The following is a 24,055-nucleotide window of genomic DNA, read 5'->3' on the forward strand; positions in this document are numbered from 1 at the left end:
TAAATGCGGCGGGCGGGGGCAGACGGCGGCGCGGGGGACTTAACCAGTAAAGGAAAATATTCCTTGACTGCGTGACGGTCCGCTGATAGGGTTCAGGCATCGTCGGAAAAGTGGGTTCGAAGGTGGCCGGGGCGGCTGGTTGGTTGCGCCGGGGCTTGTCGCCATTTCAAAGTGTTACAGCGTCCTTTGCGCATCCAATTGGATGCGCGGCGCTGTGTCTTTTCCGGATTTGAGGTTTTGGAGCGCCGCGGTTTTGCCGGGGCGCTTTTTTATTGGCTGAAGGAGGTGGGTATGGCGACTGCGGCGGAGAGGCCGTTGCGGGCGGTGCGCGCGATCTTCGAGGGGGCGGAGCCCTCGCTGGAACTGCTGGCGGAGGCCACGCAGCGCTCGCTGGCATCGCTGCAGAGGCAGGCGGAGCGCGAGGGCTGGAACGGCGATGGCCCGGTGGATGCCGGGGCGCTGGAGGGGCGGCTCTTGCGGCTTTCCGACACGCTGGTGCGCGAGTTCGAGAAGTTGAGCCGCGCGGGAAAGGCGGCCGGCAGGTTCGACAAGGGGCGCATCGATGCGCTGAACTCGATGCTGAGGATGATCGAGAAGATCGGTGACATGACGCGCCTTCCCCAACGCGCGGCAGACAGGCAGATAAAAAGCGATGCAGAAATGGCCGCCGCCCTCAAAGCGATCGATCAGCGCATCCTCATGCTTGCCAGAGAGCTTGCCAGCTGTCTCGACGACGGCGAACTGGTCGCCGGAACTGACGGAAAAGATTCTTGACGAATGGGTGATGTCGGCGCGGCTGTCGCAATACCCGATACTGGGGCTCGCTCCCGTCTGGCTCGTGATGGGCGGGCGCGGGGCGGGCAAGACGCGGCTCGGCGCCGAATGGGTCAACGGGCTGGTGCGCGGTCTGACGGTGTTCGGCGGGGGGCGCTACGGCCGCATCGCATTGGTAGGCGAGACGCTGGGCGACGTGCGCGAGGTGATGATCGAGGGACCTTCCGGCATCCTCGCCGTCTCGCGCGGCGGCCTGCCCCGCTACGAGCCGAGCCGCCGGCGGCTGCTCTGGGACAATGGCGCGGTGGCGCAGGCCTTTTCGTCGGAAGACCCCGACAGCCTGCGCGGGCCGCAATTCGACGCGGCATGGTGCGATGAGCTGGCCAAGTGGAAGAACGCGGAGGCGTGCTACGACATGCTGCAGTTCGGGTTGCGGCTGGGCATGAGGCCGGTGCAGCTTGTGACGACGACGCCGCGGCCGGTGCCGCTGGTAAAGCGGCTGCTCGCGGGCAAGGACACGACGCTGACCGTCATGCGAACGGCGGAGAACGCGGACAACCTGGCGTCCGGTTTCCTCGCCGCCGTCGAGGACCGGTATGGCGGAACGCGGCTCGGACGGCAGGAACTCGACGGCGAACTGGTCGAGGATCGCGACGACGCCCTGTGGACGCGCCCGGCGCTGGAAGGAATGGCGGGCGCCATGCCCGCGGCCTTGCGCCGTATCGTCGTCGCCGTGGACCCGCCGGCCACCAGCCGCAAGACGTCCGATGCCTGCGGGCTGGTGGTGGCCGGGGTCGACGAGACGGGGACGGGCTGGGTGCTGCATGACGGAACGATGCGCGCCGCGCGCCCGGAAGCATGGGCCGGGCGTGCCGTGGCGCTCTACCGCCGCTTCGACGCCGATGCGATCGTCGCGGAGGTGAACCAGGGCGGCGAGATGGTGACCAGCGTGCTGCGCACGGTGGATGCCACCGTGCCGGTGAAGCCGGTGCGCGCGAGCCGGGGCAAGTGGACCCGCGCCGAGCCGGTGGCCGCGCTTTATGCGCAAGGGCGCGTGCGCCATGCCGCCCGCTTTCCCGAGCTCGAGGACGAGATGTGCGACTTCGGCATTGACGGCCTGTCGGACGGGCGGTCGCCGGACCGGGTGGACGCGCTCGTCTGGGCGCTGACGGAACTGATGCTGGGGCGGGAAGGACGGCCCCGCGTGCGGGGACTGGGCTGAGAGATCGCAACGGCTGCGAGGCGGCAGCCGCCGCATCCGCGACACCAACCAACTCATAATCGGGAAATCGACATGGCTTTGAATTGGCCCTGGACCTGGCGTCCGGGAGGGAACGGCGCGCCGGCGGAACGCAAGCAGGCCTCCATGGGAGGCTTCGTGGCGCTCCACCGGGAAGCCGAAGCGATATGGACGCGCAAGGATTACGCCTCGCTGGCGCGCGAAGGGTTCATGAAAAACCCCGCCGCCCATCGCGGCGTGCGCATGATCGCGGAAGCGGCCGCCGCCATTCCGTGGCTGGCCTATGAGGACGCGGCGGAACTGCGGTCGCATCCGCTTTTGGACCTGCTCGAGCGGCCCAACCAGCGGCAGGCGGGCGCGGGTTTCATGGAGACGCTCTACGGGCATCTGCTGCTTTCCGGCAACGCCTATGTGGAACTGGTGGAGGCGGGCGCGGGGGCGCGGGAGCTGCATCTTTTGAGGCCGGACCGGGTGACCGTGCTGGCCGATGCGGCCGGCTGGCCGGTGGCGCTGGAGCACCGGGCGGGGAATGCCAAGCGGCGGGTCTCGCTGGAGGAAGACGGCAACGGGCTGCACCTGGCGCTGTTCCATCCGCTCGACGACCATTACGGCTTCGCGCCGCTGGCCGCGGCGCTGATGGCGCTCGACATCCACAACGCGGCCGGCCGCTGGAACAAGGCGCTGCTCGACAATTCGGCCCGGCCTTCCGGCGCGCTCGTCTATGCGCCCAAGGAGGGCGGCAATCTTTCCGACGACCAGTTCGACCGGCTGAAGGTGGAACTGGAGCAGGGCTATTCCGGCGCGACCCGCGCCGGCCGGCCGCTGCTTCTGGAAGGCGGCCTCGACTGGAAGGCGATGAGCCTCAGCCCCAAGGACATGGACTTCATGCAGGCCAAGAACGGAGCCGCGCGCGACATCGCGCTGGCGCTCGGCGTGCCGCCCATGCTTCTGGGCATTCCCGGCGACAACACCTACGCCAACTACCAGGAGGCCAACCGGGCGTTCTACCGCCTGACCGTGCTGCCGCTGGTGGGTCGTATCGCCAAGGAACTGGGCGGGTTCCTGAGCCACCGTTTCGGCGAAGACCTGCGGCTGTGGTTCGACCTCGACCAGGTGGAGGGGCTGTCGGCCGAACGCGAGGCGCTGTGGAAGCGCGTGGGCGAGGCGGATTTCCTCACCGACGAGGAGAAGCGCGAGGCGGTGGGTTACGGCGTGCCGGGGCGGGGTTAGGTGATGGAAAGGCGGGGGTCGATGGCGATCGAGGCGCAGCTTGCCGAGCAGGTTGCCTGGTATCGCTTCCTCTTCGCCGCCCGGCGGCTGGAGCGGGCGCTCAAATACAATCCGAACTGGCAATCGCAGCCGCGCGTGCCGGCGGGTCGGCCGGATGGCGGGCGATGGACGGATGGGAGTGGCCGCGCGGAAAGCGGGACTGAGGGCGAGATTGTGCGACTCGTCCAAGCGGAGGCGGGTCAAGGCTACAGGATCGATCTTTTGGACGAGGAAGCGGCTGGCGGACACGCAATACGGAGCCATGTGGGCCGAAGCCCCGAATCGCTGCTTGCGCGTGTTCGCGGGGAGCACTACTTCGGGTTTATATTCGAGATACGCCGCAAGCGTGACGGGTCGTTCCCCACAGTGGCAGCAGCGAACAGGTTGGTCAACGCTACCCTCTCACGTAATCGCTCGGTAGTAGAGGCAGTTGCAGGTGGCGAACTTGGCAGAGCATTTGTCACGGCGGAATTCCGATCGAAGACCGGCATTGAAGCCTACGGATACGGGGAGCATGCTGCACCTCGCTTGCGCGATACCTATGGCGTCGGCGTGCTTATCGCTCACGATCCCAACACGCACCGCAGATTCCGCGTAGTTGCAGCCTAACCCGCGAAACGAATGAGGCAGTGACCATGAAAATTCCAAAGGAATTCCGGCACATGGCGCTCCTCATGCATCAGGATATTGATCTTGTTGCCCCAACCGAGGAGGAGCTTTTTCCTTATCTCGCAGGGGGCCTGACCGAGGATGAACGAGCAACCGTCATTCACTTTGTCGAAGAATTGCTCGCCGCAGACCTTAGCGGGAACCAACTGGCCGACATTTGGTCGGACGCTGGAGCCGATTGGATATTGCCAGATAAGCAGGCGCCTCTCTTTTTTTCGTATCTGCTGAGCGAGCTGCATAAACAATGACGATGTGATCAAGCACGACAGGTGGGCTTGACGGCGCGTTTGTCACCGCGGTTTTTCGCGCGAAAACGGGAATCGAGGCGGTTACAGACGGTTATGTGCAGCCCTATTTGCGCGATACTTTTGGCGTCGGCGTGTATGTCGTTCACGATCCGAGCCGGCGCCGAGGATTTCGGGTGCATACCGCTTATCCGAGAAACGAGTGAGAAGCACACATGAAGATTCCCGATGCGTTTCGCCGCATGGCTCGCCATATGCATGCCGACGTCGATCTCGTGGTCCGATCTGAAGACGAGTTGCCCGATTATCTTGCAGGAGCTTTGACGCCGCACGAACAAGCCATGGCGAGTCGTTTTGTTGAAGAACTGCTTGCTGCCGATCCGAGCGATGCTGAACTGGCAGAAATCTGGTCGAAGACCGGATCGGATTGCTACATTCATAACGGATATGCACGCCGTTTTTATACAGACCTGTTAGAAGCACTGCGCAGCCAACAGCGCAGTGGCGATTGAGGATGCTCCTGTCGCCGAAGCTTGGTGAAAGCCGGGGATGCCGCGGCGCGCCGCTGCCTAAAACTGCTCAACAGAGACGACTATCGAAAATGGGAGGATTAGATGCAGCTCCGCGGTCTCGATGATCTGCTTCTGTTCCTGAACTTTCTCAATAGTCGGAAAATCTGGTATCGCCTCGAGCACCTTCGCGATGATGCCGTCATGGTCTCGGTCCATATGGTTGGCACACGGCTCGAGGTAGAGTTCTTCAAGGACCGCATCGAGTACAGTAACTTCGAAGGCGATGAGAGCGTGTTCGACGATCAGGATCGGCTGTTTGCATTGATCGAAGATCGAGGAAGCTGCGTTCAGGGTTCTTGAAGAACGGGGGGTATCGCTGGTGGGATCGTGAGGCATGATCCTTCCGCGGCGTGATGCCTTTTCCTGCCAGAACAATGTTGAAGCCGCCTTCGGGGCGGCTTTTTTCTTTCCGCCGAATGGCGATGAGGCGCGCGGTGCGCCGCCGCTGCTGACAAGGGAAATTTCGACATGAACGGACTTTCGGAGGCGGCCGCGCTGTGGCTGGCCAAGGCCGTCGGCGCGGTCGCCGGCTCGGCGATTTCCATCGCCTATATCCTGCCCGACGGCAGGCGCGAGGCGGCGATACGCTTCGGCGTGGGTGTGGTCTGCGGCGTGGTGTTCGGCGGTGCGGCCGGGCTCAAGATCGCCGTCGAGCTGGGCATAGCCGACAGGCTGACGCCCGGCGAGGTGATGCTGATGGGTTCGGCCGCGGCCAGCCTGTGCGCCTGGGGCGGCATCGGCTTTGTCATGAGGCTCCTGTCCGGCGCGGCCGGGCGGCAGACGATCAATACTTCCGAACGACCCAGAACAGAGCAATCAAGGATAGAGCGGCGATGATGAACAAGGCTTCCGCAGGGCCCGGCGAGCGCAAGCTCGCCGGGCTGGACCTGGAGCATGTGAGGGCCGACGGCAGCTTTTCGGGCTATGCCAGCCTTTTCGGGCAGATGGATCTGGGGCGCGATATCGTGGAGCGGGGCGCTTTCGCCGCTTCCATTGCCAAACGCGGCGCGGCCGGCATCCGAATGCTGTTCCAGCACGACCCAAGCCAGCCCATCGGCACCTGGCGCGAGGTTCGCGAGGACGAGCGCGGACTGTTCGTGCGCGGCCAGCTCGCCACCGGCGTCGCCAAGGCGCGCGAGGTGCTGGAACTGATGCGAAGCGGCGGGCTGGACGGGCTGTCCATCGGCTTCAAGACCGTGAAGGCGGTGAACGACCAGAAGGGCAGGGTGCGCCGCATCCGGGAGGCCGATCTGTGGGAAATCTCCATCGTCACCTTTCCGATGCTCCCCGACGCCCGGGTCGAGCAGGTGAAGGGGCGGAGCGGGACAGGGCTGCCAAGCCCCCGGGAATTCGAGCGCTGGCTGACGCGGGATGCGGGGCTGACGCGAAGCGAAGCCAAGACGGTGATCGCCAAGGGCTTCGCACACCTGATGCGCGAGCGGGACGCCGCGCCGGGATCGCCAGAACGCCTGGTGGCGACCATCCGCCAGGCAACGAGACTCCTGACCGATAGGAACTGAAATGAACGCAATGAAGAACACCCACGGACTGGAAGTGAAATCGGCTGCCGACGACGACATGGCTGGCGCCTTCCAGGAATTCATGTCCACCTTCGAGATATTCAAGGAAAACAACGAGCGGCGCATCAAGGAGATCGAGACGCGCTCGGCGGCCGATCCGGTGACTTCGGAAAAGGTCGACCGCATCTCCCGTGCGCTCGACGAGCAGAAGCAGGTCATCGACAAGATCGCGCTGAAAAAGGCGCGGCCGGCGCTGGGGCGCGACGGCGTGAGCCTGGTCGCCCAGATGGAGCACAAGCAGGCCTTCGAAAGCTATGTGCGCTGTGGCGACGAGCGCGGCCTGCGCGCGCTGGAGGAAAAGTCCATGTCCTACGGCTCCGGCCAGGACGGCGGCTTTCTGGTGCCCGAGGAAACCGAGGCGGCGATCGGCAAGCGGCTGTCGAGCCTTTCGCCGATCCGCTCCATCGCCAGCGTGCGGCAGGTCTCGTCGGCCGTGCTGAAGAAGCCCTTCGCCATCGGCGGGCCGGCTGTCGGCTGGGTGGGTGAAACGGCGGCGCGGCCCGAAACCGCCTCTAGCACGCTGGACGAGCTGCAGTTTCCGACCGCCGAGCTCTATGCCATGCCGGCGGCGACGGCGGCGCTGCTGGAAGACAGCGTGGTCGACCTCGACGCCTGGATCGCAGGCGAGATCGAGACGGCCTTCGCCGAACAGGAAGGAGCTGCCTTCATCAACGGCGACGGGACCAACAAGCCGCGCGGCTTTCTCGACTATGCGCAGGTGGAGGACGGCTCGTGGAGCTGGGGCAATGTCGGATACCTGCCGACGGGCGTCGACGGCGCGCTGCCGGCTACGGGCGAATCCGACATCCTGATCGACACCGTCTATGCGCTGAAGGCCGGTTATCGCCAGAACGCCAATTGGGTGATGAACCGCCGGACCCAGGCCACGCTCCGCAAGCTGAAGGATGCCGACGGCAATTACATGTGGCAGCCGCCCGCCTCGCCGGGCAGCCGCGCCATGCTGATGGGTTTCCCCGTCGTGGAAGCCGAGGACATGCCGGATATCGCCAACGATGCCACCGCCATCGCGTTTGGCGATTTCGGCCGGGGTTATCTGGTGGTGGACCGCACCGGCGTGCGCGTGCTGCGCGACCCGTATTCGGCCAAGCCCTATGTGCTGTTCTACACCACCAAGCGCGTGGGCGGCGGCATCCAGGACTTCGAGGCGATCAAGCTTCTGAAGTTCGGCGAGAGCTGACCGCGAGCTGCACAATCCAAGCGGCTTCCATTGCGGCCCCGGCTATTCCCGCCGGGGCCGCTTCTTTTGATCACAGCGAGACTTGCCATGACCCTTTTTCGAACGGTCGCGCCGGCGGCCGAGCCGCTGACGCTTGCCGAGGCGAAGGCGCATATGCGCGTGGCCCATGCCGTCGAGGACGATCTTATCGCGGGGCTGATCCGGGCGGCGCGCGAAGAAGTGGAGCGCGCGACGGGGCTGGCCCTGATCAACCAGTCGTGGCGGCTGGTGCTGGACGGCTGGCCGAAGGGCGGGACGGTGCTTTTTCGGCGCGGACCGGTGCGCGAGGTGCTGTCGGTTACGGTATTCGGCGCCGATGGCGGCGCATCGCTGATCGCGGCGGAAACCTATCAGGCCGACACGATTTCCGACCCCGCCCGCCTGCATCTGGAGGACAGGCCGCCGCCCGGAACGGCCCTGAACGGGATCGAGATCGACTTCACCGCCGGCTATGGCGAGGCGGGAACGGACGTGCCGGATCTGTTGAAGCGGGCGCTCTTGATGCTCGTCGCCCATTGGTACGAGTTTCGCGGCATCTATGGCGCCGACAGCCAGCCCGTTTCGCTTCCCGAAAGCTATTTGCGGCTGATTGCCGCCCACAAGGGGCCGAGGCTGCGATGAGAGGCGCGTTCATCGACCCCGGTCGGCTGCGCCACGAGCTGTTGCTTCAGCAAGCGACGGTCGCGGATGACGGCGCGGGCGGACACAGCGAGACGTGGACGGAAGTCGCCCCGGTCTTCGCGCAGATAGAACCTTTCGGCGCGCGCAGCTTCTTCGGCGCCGGCCAGGACATGGAGGAAGCCACGCACCGGGTGATCATCCGCCATCGCGGCGATGTTCGCAGCGGCATGCGCTTCCTCAGAGCCGGACGTATCCTGCACATCGTCCGCATTCACGACATCGACGAGACGGGGCGCTATCTCGCCTGCCATGTGCGCGAGGAGGGACGATGAAGATCTGCATGCGGATGACCGCGGACGATCTGACGCGGACGTTGCGGGCGGTGATGCACGACGTGGCTGCGAGGGTGGAGGCGGGGGCGGCCGATGCGCGCGGCGGCGAATATCGGCGCGTCCGCAGGCGGGCCGAAAACGACGCCGAAGAAGGAGGCCGGAATGATCGCGAGCCTTGAATTGCAGAAGGCGGTCTATGCAGCGCTGAGCGCCGACCCCGATCTGCTGCAGGCGCTGGGGGCGGCGAAGCTGTTCGACATCACGCCGGCCAGCGTGGATTTTCCCTACATCACCTTCGGCCGCGCCAGCACCTATGACTGGAGCACGGGCACGGAGGAGGGCAGCGAGCACCTGTTCACGCTGAACATCTGGTCGAAACGGCGCGGCAGGAGCGAGGCACTGGAGCTGATGGAGCGGGTGCGCGCGCTGCTGCATGACGGCGCGCTGAATTTGACCGGCTATGCGCTGGTGAACCTCAGACTGGAGTTCTCCGACATGCGCTTCGACGAGGATCTGGCCGTCTATCACGGCCTGATGCGCTTCCGCGCGGTGCTGGAACCGGCGGCTTAGCCGTTCAACAACGAAATCTGTTCGCAATAGGAGGCCGGGATGGCTGCAAAGAAGGGCAAGGACCTGCTCCTCAAGCTCGACGAGGACGGGCTTGGCAATTTCATGACCGTGGCCGGGCTGAGAGCCAGGCGGCTGGCGTTCAACAGCGAGACGGTGGACGTGACCGACGCCGATTCCGTCGGGCGCTGGCGCGAGCTTCTGGCCGGCAGCGGCGTGCAGCGCGCCTCGATCAGCGGTTCGGGCATTTTCAAGGACGCGCAGTCGGACGCGGCGATCCGGGCGCGGTTCTTCGCCGGCGAAATCGTGGGCTGGCAGCTTAGCATTCCCGACTTCGGCACCGTGTCCGGCGATTTTCAGATCACCGCGCTCGAATACTCGGGCAATCACGATGGCGAGGTGACCTTCGAGATTGCGCTGGAATCGGCCGGCCCGGTCAGCTTCGCGGTGACCCCATGAGCGTGAACCGGCGGCGGGGCGAGGTGGCGGCAAGGCTCGACGGCCGCGAATACAGGCTGTGCCTGACGCTGGGCGCGCTGGCCGAGCTCGAGGCGGCCTTCGCTGTAGCCGACCTGAACGCGCTGGTTGCGCGGCTGGGAGAGGGTCGGATGGCGGCGGCCGACATCGTCGCGATCATTGGCGCGGGCCTGCGCGGCGGCGGTCATGAGTTGAGCGACGCGGACGTGCGCACCATGCGTTGCGAGGACGGTGCTGCGGGGTTTGCAAGGCTTGCCGGAGAGCTGTTGGCGGTGACGTTCGGAGCGTCGGAAGGGGCGCAGCAGGCCGACACGCCAAACCCTTGAACGCCGCAGCGGGCGTCGTTCGCCCGTTTCCCTGGCGGCAAGCCATGGAGGCGGGGTTCGGCCTGTTGCGGCTATCACCGGCGCATTTCTGGTCCATGACGCCGCGCGAACTGGCCGCGGCCTTGGCCGGGCTAGGGGCCGGGCTGGGACTTGGGGCGGGCCAGGCGCCGGGGCGCGGCGACCTCGACAAGCTCATGCAGGCATTTCCCGACAACCGCCAGACTTTTCCCGATAACAGACTGTGAGGGCCATCATGGCTGAACCCGTCGAAATCCCCATCACTGCCGATACGGAACCGTTCGAGACTTCCCTGAAGAATCTCGAAAAACTGTCCGGGAGCTTCGGGTCCCAGCTTACGGGCGCGCTGAAGAGCGCGGCGGTGAGCGGGAAATCACTCGATGACATCCTGCGCAAGATCGGGCTGAACCTGGCGGGCATGGCCCTCGACCGGGGGCTTCAGCCGCTGCAGAGGCTGGGCGGCTCGCTGTTCAGCAGCTTGCTCGGCGGGCTCGGCGCCGCGTTGCCCTTCGCCAAGGGAGGGGTGGTTCCCTTCGCCGACGGGGGCGTGGTTTCGAGCCCCACATATTTTCCGGCCGGCGGGCGGATGGGGTTGATGGGCGAGGCGGGGCCGGAGGCGATCCTGCCGCTGGCGCGCGGCGCCGATGGCCGGCTGGGCGTGGCCACGGGCGGCGGAGGCGGCAGCGTCAATGTCGTGTTCAACGTGTCGACGCCCGACGCCGCCTCCTTCCGCAAATCGGAGGGGCAGGTATCGAGCATGCTGGTGCGCGCGGTCTCGCGCGGCGCCCGCCGGGCGTAGGAGCACGAGATGGAAAGCTTCCACGACGTGCTGTTTCCGCTCGGCGTCTCCTTCGGGGCCACGGGCGGGCCCGAGCGGCGCAACGAGATCGTTCAACTGACATCTGGCCGTGAAAAGCGGAACGCGCGCACGGCGCTGTCGCGCCGGCACTACGATGCCGGGACGGGCGTGCGCTCCGTCGACAATCTTTATGCGGTCATCGCCTTTTTCGAGGCGCGGCGCGGGTCGCTCCACGCCTTCCGCTTCCGTGACCCTTTCGACATGAAGTCGTGCGCGCCGCGCAACATACCCAGCCCCTTCGACCAGACAATAGGCACGGGCGATGGAAGCACGGACCGGTTTGCGCTGGTGAAGACATATGGCGAGGGCGCCGATGCCTATCAGCGCCCGATCCCGAAGCCGGTGGGCGAAAGCGTGCTGGTCGCGGTCGACGGCACCGTCCGACAGATCACGGCGGACTATTCCATCGCATCCGAAACCGGCGAAGTGGTTTTCGAGCCGCACGCGGTGCCGCAGGCCGGCGAGACGGTGCAGGCCGGCTTTGTCTTCGACGTGCCCGCCCGTTTCGACACGGACCGCCTTGTGGCGAGCGTGACGGCGTTCGAGGCCGGGCAAATCCCATCCATTCCGCTCGTGGAGGTGCTGCGATGACGGCGCTGAATCCGGACCTGGCCCTGCATCTGGAACAGGATGTCACGACCATCTGCCATTGCTGGCGGCTGGTCCGCCGCGACGGAACGACGATGGGATTCACCGATCATGACCGGGCGCTGACCTGCGACGGCACCGCGTTCGCGCCCGATACGGGGCTGACGGCCAGCGAAGCGCGCAGCTCTCTTGGGCTCGGCATCGATACCGTCGATGTGGAAGGGGCGCTATCGGCATTCGACATCGACGAGGCCGACATCGTGGGGGGCAAGTTCGACGGGGCGCGGGTGGAGACCCTGCTGGTCAACTGGCGGAATCCGCTCCAGTTCACGGCGCTGCGCAGCGCCGTGATCGGCAAGATCACCCGCAGCGACGGCCGGTTCGTCGCCGAACTAGAAAGCCCGCAGGCCGCGCTCGACCAGATCAACGGGCGCACCTTGCGCCGGTTCTGCGATGCGGAACTGGGCGATGCCCGCTGCGGCTTCGACCTGACGACGCCCGGTTTTCGCGCCGAGGCGCAGCTTGTGTCGGTGGAGGGCAATAGGCTCCATGTGAGCGGGCTCGACGGGTATGAGCAGGGCTGGTTCGACGGGGGCGTGGTCACATGGGTTGCCGGACCGGAGGCCGGCCGGCGCGACCGCGTGGCCGCTCACAGGGCCGGCCAACAGGGCGCGAGCCTCACCCTGTGGCGCGAGACGGCGCCGGAGACAGTGGCGGGAACGGCAATCGTGGTGACCGCCGGTTGCGACAAGCGCTTTTCGACCTGCAAGGCCAAGTTTTCGAACAGCGTGAACTTTCAAGGTTTCCCTCATCTGCCGGGGGACGACGCGGCCTATGGCTACGTGACCGAAAGCCAGGTGCATGACGGCGGGCCGCTGGTCGAATGAAGCCGGCGCGAGGGAATATCGCCGAGGCGGTGGCGCGCGAAGCCGCAGGCTGGCTCGGTACGCCTTATAGGCACCAGGCGAGCCGCAAGGGCGTCGGGTGCGATTGCCTGGGGCTCGTGCGCGGCGTCTGGCGGGCGCTGTACGGGGAAGAGCCGGAGGCCCCGGGTCCGTACAGCATGGACTGGGCCGAGGCAGGTGGCAGCGACCGACTGCTCGAGGCGGCGTCGAGGCACTTCATTCCCGCGCGCATGCCGGGGCCGGGGCGGCTGATCCTGTTTCGGTGGCGCCCGCATCTGCCCGCAAAGCACGCCGCGATCTGCATCGGGGCCGAGCGGTTCATCCATGCCTATGAAGGGCACGGCGTCGTGGAAAGCGCGCTGGTGCCGCAATGGCGCAAGCGTATCGCCGGCGTCTTCGATTTCCCGGAAAACCCAGAGGACTAGAGATATATGGCCACGATCGTTCTCCAGGCCGCGGGCGCGTTTCTCGGTGGCGTGCTCGGGCCGGTCGGGTCGGCTATCGGCTCGGCCGCCGGCGCATTGGCAGGCTACGCCATCGACCGGGCCCTGATCGAGGGCACCAAGCGCTATGAAGGTCCACGGCTCGGAGCGGCGCGTCCCTTTTCGGCCGAAGACGGCGCGCCCCTTCCGCGCGTTTATGGAACGATGCGTATCGGGGGCACGCTGATCTGGGCAACCCGCTTCGAGGAAGCCAGCACGACCACCAGGCAGGGCGGCAAGGGCGGACCGAAGGTTACCACCTATAGCTATTTCGCCAATGCCGCCTTCGCGCTGTGCCAAGGCGAGATCGCGGGAGTGCGCCGAATCTGGGCAGACGGGCGCGAGATCGACCAGACGAAGGTGGAGATTCGCGTCTATCGGGGCGGGAGGAACCAGCCCGTCGATCCGCTGATCGAGGCCAAGCAGGGCGCCGGCAACGCGCCGGCCTATCGCGGGACGGCCTATGCGGTGATAGAGCGGCTGCCGATCGACGAATACGGCAATCGGCTTCCGCAGTTTCAGTTCGAGGTGGTCCGCACCGCCGGCCTTTTGAACGAGCGCGTGCGGTCGGTGGCGCTGATACCGGGCGCCACGGAATACGGCTTGTCGCCGACACTGGTGACGAAGGAGATCGCGCCGGGTGAGACCGAAGCCGTCAACCGCCATACGCTGGGCGGCGGTACCGATCTTGACGCCTCGCTCGACGAATTGCAGGCGCTGTGCCCCAATCTGAAGACGGTCTCGCTGGTGGTAACGTGGTTCGGCACCGACCTGCGGGCTGCGGCTTGCCGCATCGAGCCGATGGTGACGCAGGCCAGTCCCGGCGGCCTGTCGCAGTCCTGGTTCAGTTCGGGGATATCGCGGGCACAGGCGCGGGTCGTCTCCCAGGTGGACGGTCGCGCCGCGTTCGGCGGCACGCCCTCCGACCGTTCGGTGATGGATGCGATAAGCGCCATCAGGGGCCGCGGCCTAAAGGTGGCGCTCTACCCGTTCATCATGATGGATGTGCCGCCGGGAAACGGCCTGCCGGATCCCTACGGAGGCGCAGCGCAGGCCGTCTATCCCTGGCGGGGGCGCATCAGCTGCCATCCGGCGCCGGGGCAGCCGGGCACGGTCGACAAGACGCCGGCTGCGCGCGTGCAGATCGAGAACCTGGTGGGCAACGCCGAGCCGGGGCAGTTTTCCGCTGCTGGCGACACGATCCCGTTTGTCGGCAGTCCGGGTGAATGGAGCTATCGGCGCTTCATCCTGCATTACGCCCACCTTGCTGTCGCAGCCGGCGGTGTCGACGGCTTTCTCCTAGGCTCGGAACTGCGCGGGCTGACCGCGGTGCGGGAGAACCAGAACCGGTTTCCATTCGTCGAGGCGCTGGAGGCATTGGCCGGCGAGGTGCGCGCGCTGATCGGGGAAGGGCCGGTTCTCACCTATGGCGCCGACTGGACCGAATATTTCGGGCATCAGCCGGCGGACGGAAGCGGTGACGTGTTCTTCCATCTGGACAGCCTGTGGGCGCATCCGGCTATCAATTCGGTGGCCATCGACAATTACATGCCGCTGTCGGACTGGCGCGACGAGGATATCGGCGGCGGCAATCCGGACGGTTTCGCAAGCCCCTACGATATCGAAAGGATGCGGGCGGCGATCACATCCGGCGAGGGGTTCGACTGGTATTACGCCAGCGCTGCGGACCGCGCCGCGCGCCTGCGGACGCCCATTTCCGACGGGGCCTACGGTGAGCCATGGGTCTATCGGTACAAGGACTTGAAGAGCTGGTGGTCCAACCAGCATTTCAACCGGATCGGTGGCGTGCAGCAGCCATCGCCGACGGCGTGGCAGCCGAAATCCAAGCCCATCCACTTCACTGAACTCGGCTGCGCGGCGGTGGACAAGGGACCGAACCAGCCGAACGTCTTTCCCGATCCCAAATCGTCGGAGAACGCGCTGCCCTATTTTTCCTCGGGCGGGCGCTCGGACATGGCGCAGTATGCGCTGCTTTCGGCGCACTACGATCACTGGTTGGAGAGTGGCGAGGAAGCCAATCCTGTTTCTCCCGTCTATGGCGGGACGATGGTCGATACGGATGAAATCAGCATCTGGGCCTGGGATGCCCGGCCGTTCCCTTCCTTTCCCCTGTTCGCCGATACGTGGGGCGACGGCGCGAACTGGACGACCGGCCATTGGCTGAACGGACGGCTGAGCGGCGTCGCGCTTCGCGACCTCATCCAGGCTGTCCTGGCCGACCACGGGCTGCCGCCGGCAGATACGGACGGCGTGGACGGCATGGTGTCGGGCTATCTGGTTGCGCAGCCCGCGACGGCGCGCGCAGTTCTAGATCCCCTGGTCGGCCTCTTCCGGCTGTCCGTGCGGGAGACGGCCGAGGGGCTCGTGTTCGCGACCGAAGGCGCCAGTGCCGGCGAAGCCGCAATCGCGGGAGATCGGGTGCTTCCGGCGGATTCGGCGGTGGTGGAGCGGGTGCGCCGGCCCGACCACGAAATGCCGAAATACGTCCAGGTGGATTTTCGCGATGAGATGAACGAGCACCGCTCGGCCACGGCGGCGGCCGGGTATCTGGGGGCCGAGGGAAACGGCACGAGCTATGTAGGCTTCCCCGGCGTCCTGCCTCAGGAAGAGGCCGAGCGGCTGGCCGACGACTGGGTGCGGCGCCTGTGGGCGGGGCGGGAACAGGTGCGGTTCTCGCTGCCCCTCCAGCGGCAGGCGATCCATCCGGGAACGGTATTGAAGCTCGATGCCGAGGGGCCCGAATATGTGGTCGAGGAGGTGGAGGACGGTCTTGTACGCAGTGTGAGGGCGCGGCGGCTGGTGCGGATCGCGCCGTCGACGCCGGCCAAACCCTTGCCCGACCGGTCCCAGCCGCCTGTCTATGCCGACAGCCGGCCGCACGCCCTGATGCTCGACCTGCCGCTGCGCGGCGGCTCGGACAAGGTCGAGGACCAGCTTCGCATCGCCGCTCGCGCCAGGCCATGGAAAACGCAGGCTCTTCTGGCCTCGCCCGAGGATACGGGGTTCGAACTGCGCACGACGCTGCCGCAGCGCGCGACCATGGGGACGCTGGTCACAGCGTTGCCCATGGGCGCGGCCGCCGGACGGATCGACCGGTCGGCGGCCGTCGATGTGCGTCTCCTCGACGGCGAACTGGCGAGCGTTTCGCGCACGCAGTTGCTGAGCGGTGCGAACGCGGCGGCGATACGGTCGCATATCGGCATCTGGGAAATCGTCCAGTTCGAAGCTGCCGAGGAGGTATCCGCCGGGACATGGCATCTTACGGGCCTGTTGCGCGGGCAGCTCGGCACCGACGACGCCATGGCGGCGGGCGCGGAGGCCGGATCCCCGTTCGTGCTGCTTGACGATGCGGTGGCGCCCGCGGGGCTGCGGCCGAGCGAGATCGGCCTGGAGCTGAACTGGCGGGTGGGGCATGCCGGTGGCGACATCTCGGCGGACGCGTTCACGCAGGTGACAGCGGCTGGCGGCCTGCGCGCCTTGACGCCCCTGTCGCCGGTCCATCTCGCCGGCCGGGCCGGTCAGGACGGCCTTGCCGTCAACTGGATACGCCGTGGCCGCATCGACGGCGATAGCTGGCTGGGCGAGGACATTCCGCTTGGCGAGGCGCAGGAACTCTATCGGATCGACGTGGCGCCGCCGGGCGGCAGTCCTGTGCGCAGCGAGACGGTCGGGAACAGCCAATGGAACTACACGATCGAGATGGCGATCGACGATTTCGGCACGCTGCCGGAAACGGTCGAGATCACCGTCCGCCAGATCAGCGAGACAGTCGGCCCGGGCCTGCCGGCGCGCCGCGCCTTCGCCGTCGGCTGAGGTACTAAGAGAGCAAAAGGAGAAGGAAGAAATGACGATGACAAAACCCTGGTATCTGTCGAAGACGATCTGGGCCTCGCTGGTGACGATTGCCACCGCGCTCGCCGGCATGTTCGGGCTGCCAGTCGACGGGCTCGATGCGGCCGCGCTGTCGGAGACGCTGCTGCAGGCCATTGCCGCCATATCCGGACTGGTCGCCATACTGGGCCGTGTGGGCGCACGGAGCCTGATCGGCTGAAACCCTCCGCCCGCCCCGTGCGATGCGCGGGGCGGGCGCCTGGCGAGTTATTCATTCCCCATTCAGACAGATTGCGTTAAACGAGCGGTATGAAAAAGCACCACGCCGTCTCCGTAGTCACTGCCGCAATCGCATTTGTGGCCGCATGTGCAGGTGGCACATGGGCGCAGGAAGAAGCGCCGGAGCTGCTGGCCCAGAATGGGGCCGACTGCTATGCGATCGGCCAGCGCATCGCGGCGGAGAATCGCGGGGCACTGGCTAAAGCGACCGCTCAATCCCAGGGTGGCACCACGGTTTGCAGCATTGTGATACTGGTTCCCGGCAAGGACGGGGAACGCCCGAAGCGCGCCGAATTCACGGTGCCGGCCGGCTAGACCATAGATAGTTCGGTATATTCCTGAGAGGCATTTCATGCGAGTTCTCGTTGTCGAAGACGATCAGGATCTCAACCGGCAGATTTGTGACGCTCTCGGCGATGCGGGTTATGTAGTGGACCGAGCCTTCGATGGCGAGGAAGGCCACTTCCTCGGCGATACCGAACCCTATGATGCGGTGGTCCTCGACATCGGCCTTCCGCAGATGGACGGGATCAGCGTCCTGGAGCGCTGGCGGCAGGACGGCCGTGTCATGCCCGTACTCATCCTGACCGCGCGCGACCGCTGGAGCGACAAGGTTTCCGGGATCGACGCCGGTGCGGACGACTATGTGACGAAGCCGTTCCATATGGAAGAAGTGCTGGCGCGCCTGCGGGCGCTCATACGCCGGGCCGCCGGCCATGCGACATCGGAGCTGGTTTGCGGGCCGCTGCGCGTCGACACCAAATCCTCGCGGGCCGATATCGGCGGCGTCTCGCTGAAGCTTACCTCGCACGAATACAGGATGCTGGCCTATCTGATGCACCACAAGGGCTCCGTCGTCTCGCGCACGGAGCTTGTCGAGCATCTCTACGATCAGGACTTCGACCGTGATTCGAATACGATCGAGGTTTTCGTGGGCCGGCTCAGGAAGAAGCTCGGCGTCGACCTGATAGAAACGGTTCGGGGCATGGGATACCGCATGCGCGAGCCGGATGCCTAACGGCCGGCAGCCGAACGTCTTTTCGAATGGCACGCTTCGCGACCGGCTGAAGCGCGTGGTCGGCATGGTGACCTTTCGGGTGGTCGCGTTCTCCTCGGCATGGGCGATCATCGCGCTTGTCGTCATTGCAACCGTCAGTTCGGCACTCTTCCGGCAAGTCAGCCACCGCGGGTTCGACAGCGTGTTGTCGGCGCATCTTTTCAACCTGATCGCCTCGGTCAGCGCATCGGAAACCGGCCGCCTGTCAGGCACGCCCAATCTCGGCGATCTTCGCTTCTCCCAGCCACTTTCGGGCTGGTATTGGTCGGTCGAGCCCGCCTCGCAGGCTCTGCGCAACAGCCTGCATTCGCCTTCCCTTGCTGCGTCGGCCCCGCCGGACGTTCCGGACAACGTGCCGTTCGATGAAAATTTCCAGCGTGAATATGTGGTCACGGGCCCTGGCGGCGAACAGGTGGAGGTGCTGGAGGCCGAGGTCGTGCTCGGGGAGGACGAACGCATCGCCCGGTTCAGGGTCATGGGCAACCTGAGCGAGCTGGAAGAGGAAATCGCCGCCTTCGCCCGCAGGCTGTTCGGCTATCTGGCGATCTTCGGCCTGGGCATGATCCTGATCAATGTCGTGGCGATCCTTCTGGCTCTGCGACCGTTACGCGGCATCCGGCATGCGCTCGCGAACATCCGTGCCGGCAGCGCCGAGCGCCTTGCCGGCCCCTTCCCGACGGAGATCGCGCCCTTGGCCGAGGAAACCAACGCGCTGATCGAAAGCAATCGGCGGATCGTCGAGCGGTCGCGGAAGCAGGTGGGCAATCTGGCGCACTCGCTGAAGACGCCGCTCGCGGTGCTCATGAACGAGGGCGATGCGCTCGGCGGCGAGCGTGGCCGGCTGATCGCCGGGCAGGCCGCGGCAATGCAGACGCAGATCGACCATTACCTGCAGCGGGCCCGCGCGGCAGCCCAGCACGGCACGCTGTCGTTTCGCACGCCGGTGAACGCGACGCTGGAGCGCCTGGCGCGGGTGACGGCGAAGCTGAACAGCGACAGGCGGCTGGACCTGAAGCTGCCCGACGCGGAACTCGTCTTCGCGGGAGAGCGCGAGGATCTCGAGGAGATCGCCGGAAATCTGCTGGAAAATGCCATGAAGTGGTCTCGCTCCCGCGTCGTGCTGTCGCTGCATGCAGTTTCTGGCGAGGAAGGAAGCGAGGGCTGCTTCTCCATAGTGATCGAAGACGACGGGCCCGGAATCCCGCCGGAACAGGCCCGGCAGGCGCTGAAGCGCGGCCGGCGTCTCGATGAGAGCAAGCCTGGAACCGGCCTCGGCCTGGCGATCGTCGCCGACCTGGTGGAAGAATATAACGGCAAGCTTGCCTTGGAGCGTTCGCCTCTCGGCGGGCTGAAAGCGGTGGTAACGCTGCTGTGCGCCTGATACACGCCGGGGTTGGATGCCGGTGGACAAATTTCCGACAAACATGATCTATTAACCATGTTCTCGGTAGGCCCAGGGCGGCCGGCAAAAGGGTGGAATCGGGAATTGGCGAGCACCATGAAATCTGCGGCACTGGCTATGCTTTCCGCGATCGCGCTATCCGGCTGCGCCGCGGGCGTCCTCGGCGCCCCCCCGGAGCCCAATGCGCTGACGCAGCCCGACGCGGCCGGGCAGCAGCCCATCAGCGGCATCGTGGGGGCGGGACTGTTGATGAGCGGCCTCGGCGACGATCTCAGCCGAAGCGAAAAGATCGCCGCGCTCGCAGCGGAGTATAAGGCGCTGGAAACGGGCATGGCTGGCGAAGCGGTTACCTGGCGCGACGAGAAATCGGGGCGTGCGGGAACGGTCATCGCGGCGCAGCCTTACCGTGTCGGATCGCAGGATTGCCGGCCCTTCACGCATATGATCGAGGACAACGGGCAAAGCCGGTCCGTGCGTGGCACCGCCTGCCGTAACCAGGATGGCAGCTGGACGCTCTTAAACTGAGCCGGCTGCCGCTTGTCGCTTCCTTGAATGCCAAAAGGCCGCATCTACGTCAGGTTGGCACGGGGTCGAGCGACGGGGTATGGGTGGCTATGATGTTCTGGATCTTTGCCGCACTGCTCACATTTGCCGCTTCTCTGGCGGTGATGCGCCCCTTCCTGCGCAAGAATTCCGGGCCTGTGGAGGGCACCCAGCACGACATCGCCGTCTATCGCGACCAGCTTGCCGAGCTCGAGCGCGAACACGAGCGCGGACTGCTCGACCGACGCGAGGCCGAAGAGGCGCGGGCTGAAATCGGCCGGCGCATCCTGGCGCTCCAGAAGAGCGAGCCGTCTCGGCAACCGCCCGGCAGCTACCGGAGCATGCTCGTCAAGATCGTGGCGATCGCCGCCGTTCTTTCGGTGCCGGCGGTGAGCTGGGCAACGTATCAGCTCATCGGCCGGCCGGACATGCCGGCGCAGCCGCTCGCGGCGCGGCTCGAGAAGGATCCTGCCCAGGCTTCGCTGGAGGAACTGCTTAAACGCGCCGAAAACTATCTCGCCGAAAACCCGCAGGACGCGCGCGGCTGGGACACGCTGGGTCCCGTCTATCTCCGCCTAGGACGGTATCGGGACGCGGCCAACGCGTTTCAGAAGGCGATCGACACGGCCGGCAGCACCGCCGAACGCGAAGCCGCCCTTGGCGAAGCCCTCGTCGGCGTCGGGGAGGGCGTGGTGACCGGCGAGGCCGAGGCGGCGTTCACGCGGGCCCGCGAGCACGATCCGGAAAATCCCCGCGCCCGCTTCTATCTCGGCATGGCGGCTGCGCAGGAAGGCGACAATGCGCGCGCCGGCGAAATATGGCGCGCCATGGCGGAGGAACTCGACGATGCCTCCCCCTGGAGGGAAGCGGCCGCTTCCGCCCTTGCGAGCCTTCCGGGGGCCGAGACGCAGGCGGGCCCCTCCCGGAACGCCGCGGCGGCCGACGGCATGTCGGCGGTCGAGCGTCAGCGGATGATCGAGGGCATGGTGGCCAGCCTCGACGCGAAGCTCCGCGACAATCCGCGGGATGCGGAGGGTTGGCGCCGTCTGATAAGATCCTATGTCGTGCTCGACAGGCCATCGGACGCTGAAAACGCCCTTGAGCGCGCGCTGGCAGCTTTCGAAGCCGGCAGCGCGGAGGCGGATGCGCTGAGCGCCTTCGCGAAGGAACTGGGCGTTTCGTCAACGGAATAGGTAGATCGTGACCCGCAAGCAAAAACGTTTAGCCGTCATCGGCACGGGCATGGGCTTTCTGGCGCTTGCGGCGCTGCTCGTCTTCTATGCGCTGGGTCAGAAAACGTCCTACTTCTATATGCCCGCCGACCTGCTGACCCGGCCGGCCGCGGCCGGCGACCGCATCAGGCTTGGCGGTCTGGTGGAGGCCGGTTCCGTCGTGCGTGGCGAGGGGACGCAGGTGCGCTTTGCCATCAACGATGCCGACAACTCCGTGCAGGTCACCTATAACGGCATCCTGCCGGACCTCTTCCGGGAAGGGCAGGGCGTCGTGACGGAGGGCATGCTGGGCACCGACGGCGTCTTTGTCGCCGATACGGTGCTGGCCAAGCACGACGAGAACTATATGCCGCGAGAGATGGCGGAGAGCCTGAAGGAGCGGGGCGTTTGGCAGGAACAATGATCTTCCGGTGCCGCCGATGAGCGTCGAACTCGGCCATTTTGCGCTGATACTGGCTTTCGCCCTGTCTCTGGTGCAGGCCTCGGTGCCGCTGGTCGGCGCGCGCCTGGGCGATCGGCGCCTCATGCAGATCAGCGAGCCGGCAGCGATGACCGGCTTCGCCCTGATCTCCTTCGCCTTTGCGGCCCTGATGCTGGCTTACGTCCAGTCGGACTTCTCGGTGCTCAATGTGTGGGAAAACTCCCACTCGGCCAAGCCGCTCCTGTTCAAGCTGACCGGCACCTGGGGCAATCACGAAGGATCCATGCTTCTGTGGGTTCTCATCCTTGCACTATTCGGCGCGATGGTGGCCTTCTTCGGAAGCAATCTGCCGCCCTCGCTGCGTGCCAATGTGCTTGCGGTGCAGGGGATGATCGCATCGGCCTTCCTGCTGTTCATCCTTGCAACCTCCAATCCCTTCGCCCGGCTGCAGCCCGCGCCCATCGAGGGCCGCGACTTGAACCCGATCCTGCAGGATGTGGGGTTGGCTGTTCATCCGCCGCTGCTTTATCTCGGCTATGTCGGCTTTTCGATCTCCTTCTCCTTCGCCGTCGCGGCGCTGCTGGACGGGCGCATCGACGCCGCCTGGGCGCGCTGGGTGCGCCCCTGGACGCTCGCCGCATGGGCCTTCCTCACCGGCGGCATCGCCATGGGGTCCTACTGGGCCTATTACGAGCTCGGCTGGGGCGGTTTCTGGTTCTGGGACCCCGTCGAGAACGCATCCTTCCTGCCGTGGCTATCCGGAACGGCGCTGCTGCATTCGGCGCTCGTCATGGAAAAACGCGGCGCCCTCAAGATATGGACGGTCCTGCTTGCCATCCTGACATTCTCGCTCTCCCTGCTCGGCACCTTCCTGGTGCGCTCGGGCGTGCTTACTTCCGTCCACACATTCGCGAGCGATCCGGCCCGCGGCGTTTTCATCCTCGCGATCCTGATGCTTTTCATCGGCGGCGCACTGGCGCTGTTCGCCTGGCGCGCATCCGCGCTTGCTCCGGGCGGGCTGTTCCATCCGATATCGCGGGAAGGCGCGCTGGTTCTCAACAACCTGCTGCTCACCACGGCCGCCGCGACGGTGCTTGTCGGAACACTCTACCCGCTGCTCGTGGAGGCCGTGACGGGCGACAAGATCTCGGTCGGCGCCCCGTTCTTCAATCTTACCTTCGTGCCGCTCTTTCTTCCTCTGCTGCTGGCCATGCCTTTCGGTCCCGTGCTGGCCTGGAAGCGCGGCGACCTGGTTGCCGCGACGCAGCGCCTCCACCTTGCATTCGCGGTGGCGGCCATCGCCGGCTTCATGGTCTATTTCCTCGTCGACCGGGCGACGGCCTTCGCAGCCATTGGCGTTGGCATCGGTCTCTGGCTGGTCTGCGGGGCCATAGCCGATCTGGCCGTCAAGGCGGGGGCCGGCAAGGTCGGGCTGGGCGTCGGGCTGCGCCGCCTGTGGGGCCTGCCGCGCGCCATGAAGGGCACCGCGCTGGCCCATGCCGGCATGGGCCTGACGGTGCTCGGCATCGTCTGCGTGACCACGCTGGAAGCCGAGCGCATCGTAACGATGCAGCCCGGCGACAGGGTCGAGATCAGCGATTTCTCGTTGCGCTTCGAAGGCATGCGTCCTTTCACCGGCCCGAATTATTCGGAGGAGCAGGCCTTCTTCACGCTGTTCTCCAGCGGCGGTCGGGAGATCGGCGAAATCGTCTCGTCCAAGCGCTTCTACACGGCGCGCGGCATGCCCACGACCGAGGCCGGCATCGAGACGCTCCTCCTCAGCCAGCTCTATGTTTCTATCGGCGACGCGACGTCGGCCGGCGGCCTGGTGGTCAGGGTATGGTGGAAGCCGATGGTGACGCTCATCTGGCTCGGCGCCCTGGTGATGATGATCGGCGGCACCGTTTCGCTTCTCGACCGGCGGCTTCGCATCGGAGCGCCCAAGGCAAGCCCCAAGCGCCTCGCAACCGCGGGAGAAGGCAGATGACCATTCGGCGCTTCGTGCTGATCGCCATCGCCGCGCTGCTGCTGGCAGCAGGGGGGCGAGGGGCGGGCGCGGTACAGCCCGACGAGATACTTTCCGATCCGGTGCTGGAACAGCGGGCACGGGACCTGTCGGCCGGACTGCGCTGCATGGTCTGCCAGAACCAGTCCATCGACGATTCCGACGCCGAGCTGGCGCGGGATCTGCGCGTTCTGGTGCGCGAACGCCTTGCGGCGGGCGACAGCGATGCCGAGGTAATCGACTATGTCGTCTCGCGCTATGGCGAGTTCGTTCTGCTGCAGCCGCGCGTCAGCCCGCGCAATGCGCTGCTCTGGGCCACGCCCGCCTTGATCCTGCTTGCCGGCGGCCTCGTGCTTGCCGTTGGCGTGTTGCGGCGCAGGAAGAAGACCCCGGCGCCTCTGACGCCCGAGGAAGTGGCGGCACTAAAAGGCATCCTCAACGAGCGGGACTGAATTCTCGCGCTTGTGTTCGCCGGCGGCTCGTCAAGCCCATGCTATGCCCTT

At 66.0% G+C, this 24,055-nt stretch carries 31 protein-coding genes; 30 read left to right on the top strand and 1 reads right to left on the bottom strand.

Features of this window, described 5'->3' with window-relative positions:
* Window positions 1–291 precede the first annotated feature (291 nt).
* The 6 genes from NTH_RS16835 (at window position 292) to NTH_RS16860 (ending at window position 4,709) form a co-directional block, all read left to right on the top strand.
* The gene (locus NTH_RS16835; protein WP_338531098.1) at window positions 292–774 is read left to right on the top strand and encodes a hypothetical protein; all 483 of its coding nucleotides are present in this window, start codon (window positions 292–294) and stop codon (window positions 772–774) included.
* Between the two features lie 10 nt (window positions 775–784).
* A complete protein-coding gene (locus NTH_RS16840; protein ID WP_338531947.1) occupies window positions 785–1,996 on the top strand; it encodes a DNA-packaging protein in 1,212 nt (403 codons plus the stop codon).
* A 78-nt stretch (window positions 1,997–2,074) separates the two neighbouring features.
* Window positions 2,075–3,244, top strand: coding sequence for a phage portal protein (locus NTH_RS16845; RefSeq protein WP_422392445.1), 1,170 nt, complete (start codon window positions 2,075–2,077; stop codon window positions 3,242–3,244).
* 21 nt (window positions 3,245–3,265) lie between these two features.
* Window positions 3,266–3,892 (top strand): RNase A-like domain-containing protein, encoded by a 627-nt coding sequence (locus tag NTH_RS16850; RefSeq protein WP_338531100.1) that lies wholly within the window; start codon window positions 3,266–3,268, stop codon window positions 3,890–3,892.
* 26 nt (window positions 3,893–3,918) lie between these two features.
* Complete coding sequence (locus NTH_RS16855; RefSeq protein ID WP_338531101.1) at window positions 3,919–4,200, top strand: hypothetical protein; 282 nt, start codon at window positions 3,919–3,921, stop codon at window positions 4,198–4,200.
* 212 nt (window positions 4,201–4,412) lie between these two features.
* Complete coding sequence (locus tag NTH_RS16860; RefSeq protein ID WP_338531102.1) at window positions 4,413–4,709, top strand: hypothetical protein; 297 nt, start codon at window positions 4,413–4,415, stop codon at window positions 4,707–4,709.
* Window positions 4,710–4,766: 57 nt separating this feature from the next.
* Here the strand turns inward: NTH_RS16860 and NTH_RS16865 are convergent, their stop codons facing one another.
* On the bottom strand, window positions 4,767–5,105 hold the full coding sequence (locus tag NTH_RS16865; protein WP_338531103.1) for a hypothetical protein: 339 nt from the start codon (window positions 5,103–5,105) through the stop codon (window positions 4,767–4,769).
* Window positions 5,106–5,237: 132 nt separating this feature from the next.
* Here NTH_RS16865 and NTH_RS16870 point away from each other — a divergent pair, with 132 nt between their 5' ends.
* The 24 genes from NTH_RS16870 to NTH_RS16985 all read left to right on the top strand — a co-directional run bounded on the left by NTH_RS16870 (window position 5,238) and on the right by NTH_RS16985 (window position 24,004).
* Window positions 5,238–5,606 carry a DUF6107 family protein gene (locus tag NTH_RS16870; RefSeq protein ID WP_338531104.1) on the top strand — a complete coding sequence of 123 codons (369 nt, stop codon included), beginning with the start codon at window positions 5,238–5,240 and terminating at the stop codon, window positions 5,604–5,606.
* Window positions 5,606–6,289: an HK97 family phage prohead protease gene (locus NTH_RS16875; RefSeq protein WP_338531948.1), complete on the top strand. Its 684-nt coding sequence runs from the start codon at window positions 5,606–5,608 to the stop codon at window positions 6,287–6,289. Before NTH_RS16870 ends, NTH_RS16875 begins: the two co-directional genes overlap by 1 nt.
* A 1-nt stretch (window position 6,290) precedes the next feature.
* The gene (locus tag NTH_RS16880; RefSeq protein WP_338531105.1) at window positions 6,291–7,547 is read left to right on the top strand and encodes a phage major capsid protein; all 1,257 of its coding nucleotides are present in this window, start codon (window positions 6,291–6,293) and stop codon (window positions 7,545–7,547) included.
* An 87-nt stretch (window positions 7,548–7,634) separates the two neighbouring features.
* Entirely contained in the window at window positions 7,635–8,207 is a 573-nt protein-coding gene (locus NTH_RS16885; RefSeq protein ID WP_338531106.1) for a head-tail connector protein, read from the top strand.
* Window positions 8,204–8,539, top strand: a complete 336-nt coding sequence (locus tag NTH_RS16890; RefSeq protein ID WP_338531107.1) for a phage head closure protein — start codon at window positions 8,204–8,206, stop codon at window positions 8,537–8,539. Before NTH_RS16885 ends, NTH_RS16890 begins: the two co-directional genes overlap by 4 nt.
* Entirely contained in the window at window positions 8,536–8,718 is a 183-nt protein-coding gene (locus NTH_RS16895) for a hypothetical protein (protein ID WP_338531108.1), read from the top strand. The genes NTH_RS16890 and NTH_RS16895 overlap by 4 nt, the downstream gene beginning before the upstream one ends.
* The gene (locus tag NTH_RS16900; protein ID WP_338531109.1) at window positions 8,702–9,109 is read left to right on the top strand and encodes a DUF3168 domain-containing protein; all 408 of its coding nucleotides are present in this window, start codon (window positions 8,702–8,704) and stop codon (window positions 9,107–9,109) included. The genes NTH_RS16895 and NTH_RS16900 overlap by 17 nt, the downstream gene beginning before the upstream one ends.
* Window positions 9,110–9,148: 39 nt before the next feature.
* Window positions 9,149–9,565, top strand: coding sequence for a phage major tail protein, TP901-1 family (locus tag NTH_RS16905; protein ID WP_338531110.1), 417 nt, complete (start codon window positions 9,149–9,151; stop codon window positions 9,563–9,565).
* The gene (locus NTH_RS16910) at window positions 9,562–9,909 is read left to right on the top strand and encodes a gene transfer agent family protein (protein ID WP_338531111.1); all 348 of its coding nucleotides are present in this window, start codon (window positions 9,562–9,564) and stop codon (window positions 9,907–9,909) included. Before NTH_RS16905 ends, NTH_RS16910 begins: the two co-directional genes overlap by 4 nt.
* The gene (locus NTH_RS16915) at window positions 9,906–10,154 is read left to right on the top strand and encodes a rcc01693 family protein (protein WP_338531112.1); all 249 of its coding nucleotides are present in this window, start codon (window positions 9,906–9,908) and stop codon (window positions 10,152–10,154) included. The genes NTH_RS16910 and NTH_RS16915 overlap by 4 nt, the downstream gene beginning before the upstream one ends.
* Window positions 10,155–10,159: 5 nt before the next feature.
* The gene (locus NTH_RS16920; RefSeq protein WP_338531949.1) at window positions 10,160–10,726 is read left to right on the top strand and encodes a phage tail tape measure protein; all 567 of its coding nucleotides are present in this window, start codon (window positions 10,160–10,162) and stop codon (window positions 10,724–10,726) included.
* A 9-nt stretch (window positions 10,727–10,735) separates the two neighbouring features.
* A complete protein-coding gene (locus tag NTH_RS16925; RefSeq protein WP_338531113.1) occupies window positions 10,736–11,377 on the top strand; it encodes a DUF2460 domain-containing protein in 642 nt (213 codons plus the stop codon).
* Window positions 11,374–12,261: a DUF2163 domain-containing protein gene (locus NTH_RS16930; protein WP_338531114.1), complete on the top strand. Its 888-nt coding sequence runs from the start codon at window positions 11,374–11,376 to the stop codon at window positions 12,259–12,261. The genes NTH_RS16925 and NTH_RS16930 overlap by 4 nt, the downstream gene beginning before the upstream one ends.
* Window positions 12,258–12,704, top strand: a complete 447-nt coding sequence (locus NTH_RS16935) for an NlpC/P60 family protein (RefSeq protein WP_338531115.1) — start codon at window positions 12,258–12,260, stop codon at window positions 12,702–12,704. The genes NTH_RS16930 and NTH_RS16935 overlap by 4 nt, the downstream gene beginning before the upstream one ends.
* 6 nt (window positions 12,705–12,710) lie before the next feature.
* Window positions 12,711–16,595 (top strand): baseplate multidomain protein megatron, encoded by a 3,885-nt coding sequence (locus tag NTH_RS16940; protein ID WP_338531116.1) that lies wholly within the window; start codon window positions 12,711–12,713, stop codon window positions 16,593–16,595.
* Window positions 16,596–16,626: 31 nt separating this feature from the next.
* Complete coding sequence (locus NTH_RS16945) at window positions 16,627–16,833, top strand: hypothetical protein (protein WP_338531117.1); 207 nt, start codon at window positions 16,627–16,629, stop codon at window positions 16,831–16,833.
* Between the two features lie 89 nt (window positions 16,834–16,922).
* Window positions 16,923–17,207, top strand: a complete 285-nt coding sequence (locus NTH_RS16950) for a hypothetical protein (protein ID WP_338531118.1) — start codon at window positions 16,923–16,925, stop codon at window positions 17,205–17,207.
* Window positions 17,208–17,244: 37 nt separating this feature from the next.
* A complete protein-coding gene (locus tag NTH_RS16955) occupies window positions 17,245–17,910 on the top strand; it encodes a response regulator transcription factor (protein WP_338531119.1) in 666 nt (221 codons plus the stop codon).
* Window positions 17,903–19,330, top strand: a complete 1,428-nt coding sequence (locus NTH_RS16960; protein ID WP_422392410.1) for an ATP-binding protein — start codon at window positions 17,903–17,905, stop codon at window positions 19,328–19,330. The genes NTH_RS16955 and NTH_RS16960 overlap by 8 nt, the downstream gene beginning before the upstream one ends.
* 117 nt (window positions 19,331–19,447) lie before the next feature.
* Window positions 19,448–19,876, top strand: coding sequence for an RT0821/Lpp0805 family surface protein (locus NTH_RS16965; RefSeq protein ID WP_338531120.1), 429 nt, complete (start codon window positions 19,448–19,450; stop codon window positions 19,874–19,876).
* A 92-nt stretch (window positions 19,877–19,968) separates the two neighbouring features.
* Entirely contained in the window at window positions 19,969–21,087 is a 1,119-nt protein-coding gene (gene ccmI, locus NTH_RS16970) for a c-type cytochrome biogenesis protein CcmI (protein WP_338531121.1), read from the top strand.
* A 7-nt stretch (window positions 21,088–21,094) separates the two neighbouring features.
* The gene (gene ccmE / locus NTH_RS16975; protein ID WP_338531122.1) at window positions 21,095–21,529 is read left to right on the top strand and encodes a cytochrome c maturation protein CcmE; all 435 of its coding nucleotides are present in this window, start codon (window positions 21,095–21,097) and stop codon (window positions 21,527–21,529) included.
* Window positions 21,530–21,545: 16 nt separating this feature from the next.
* A complete protein-coding gene (locus NTH_RS16980) occupies window positions 21,546–23,534 on the top strand; it encodes a heme lyase CcmF/NrfE family subunit (RefSeq protein ID WP_338531123.1) in 1,989 nt (662 codons plus the stop codon).
* Complete coding sequence (locus NTH_RS16985; protein ID WP_338531124.1) at window positions 23,531–24,004, top strand: cytochrome c-type biogenesis protein; 474 nt, start codon at window positions 23,531–23,533, stop codon at window positions 24,002–24,004. Before NTH_RS16980 ends, NTH_RS16985 begins: the two co-directional genes overlap by 4 nt.
* The last annotated feature ends 51 nt before the right edge of the window (window positions 24,005–24,055 follow it).

This window comes from Nitratireductor thuwali (genome assembly GCF_036621415.1).
GTDB lineage: Bacteria > Pseudomonadota > Alphaproteobacteria > Rhizobiales > Rhizobiaceae > Chelativorans > Chelativorans thuwali.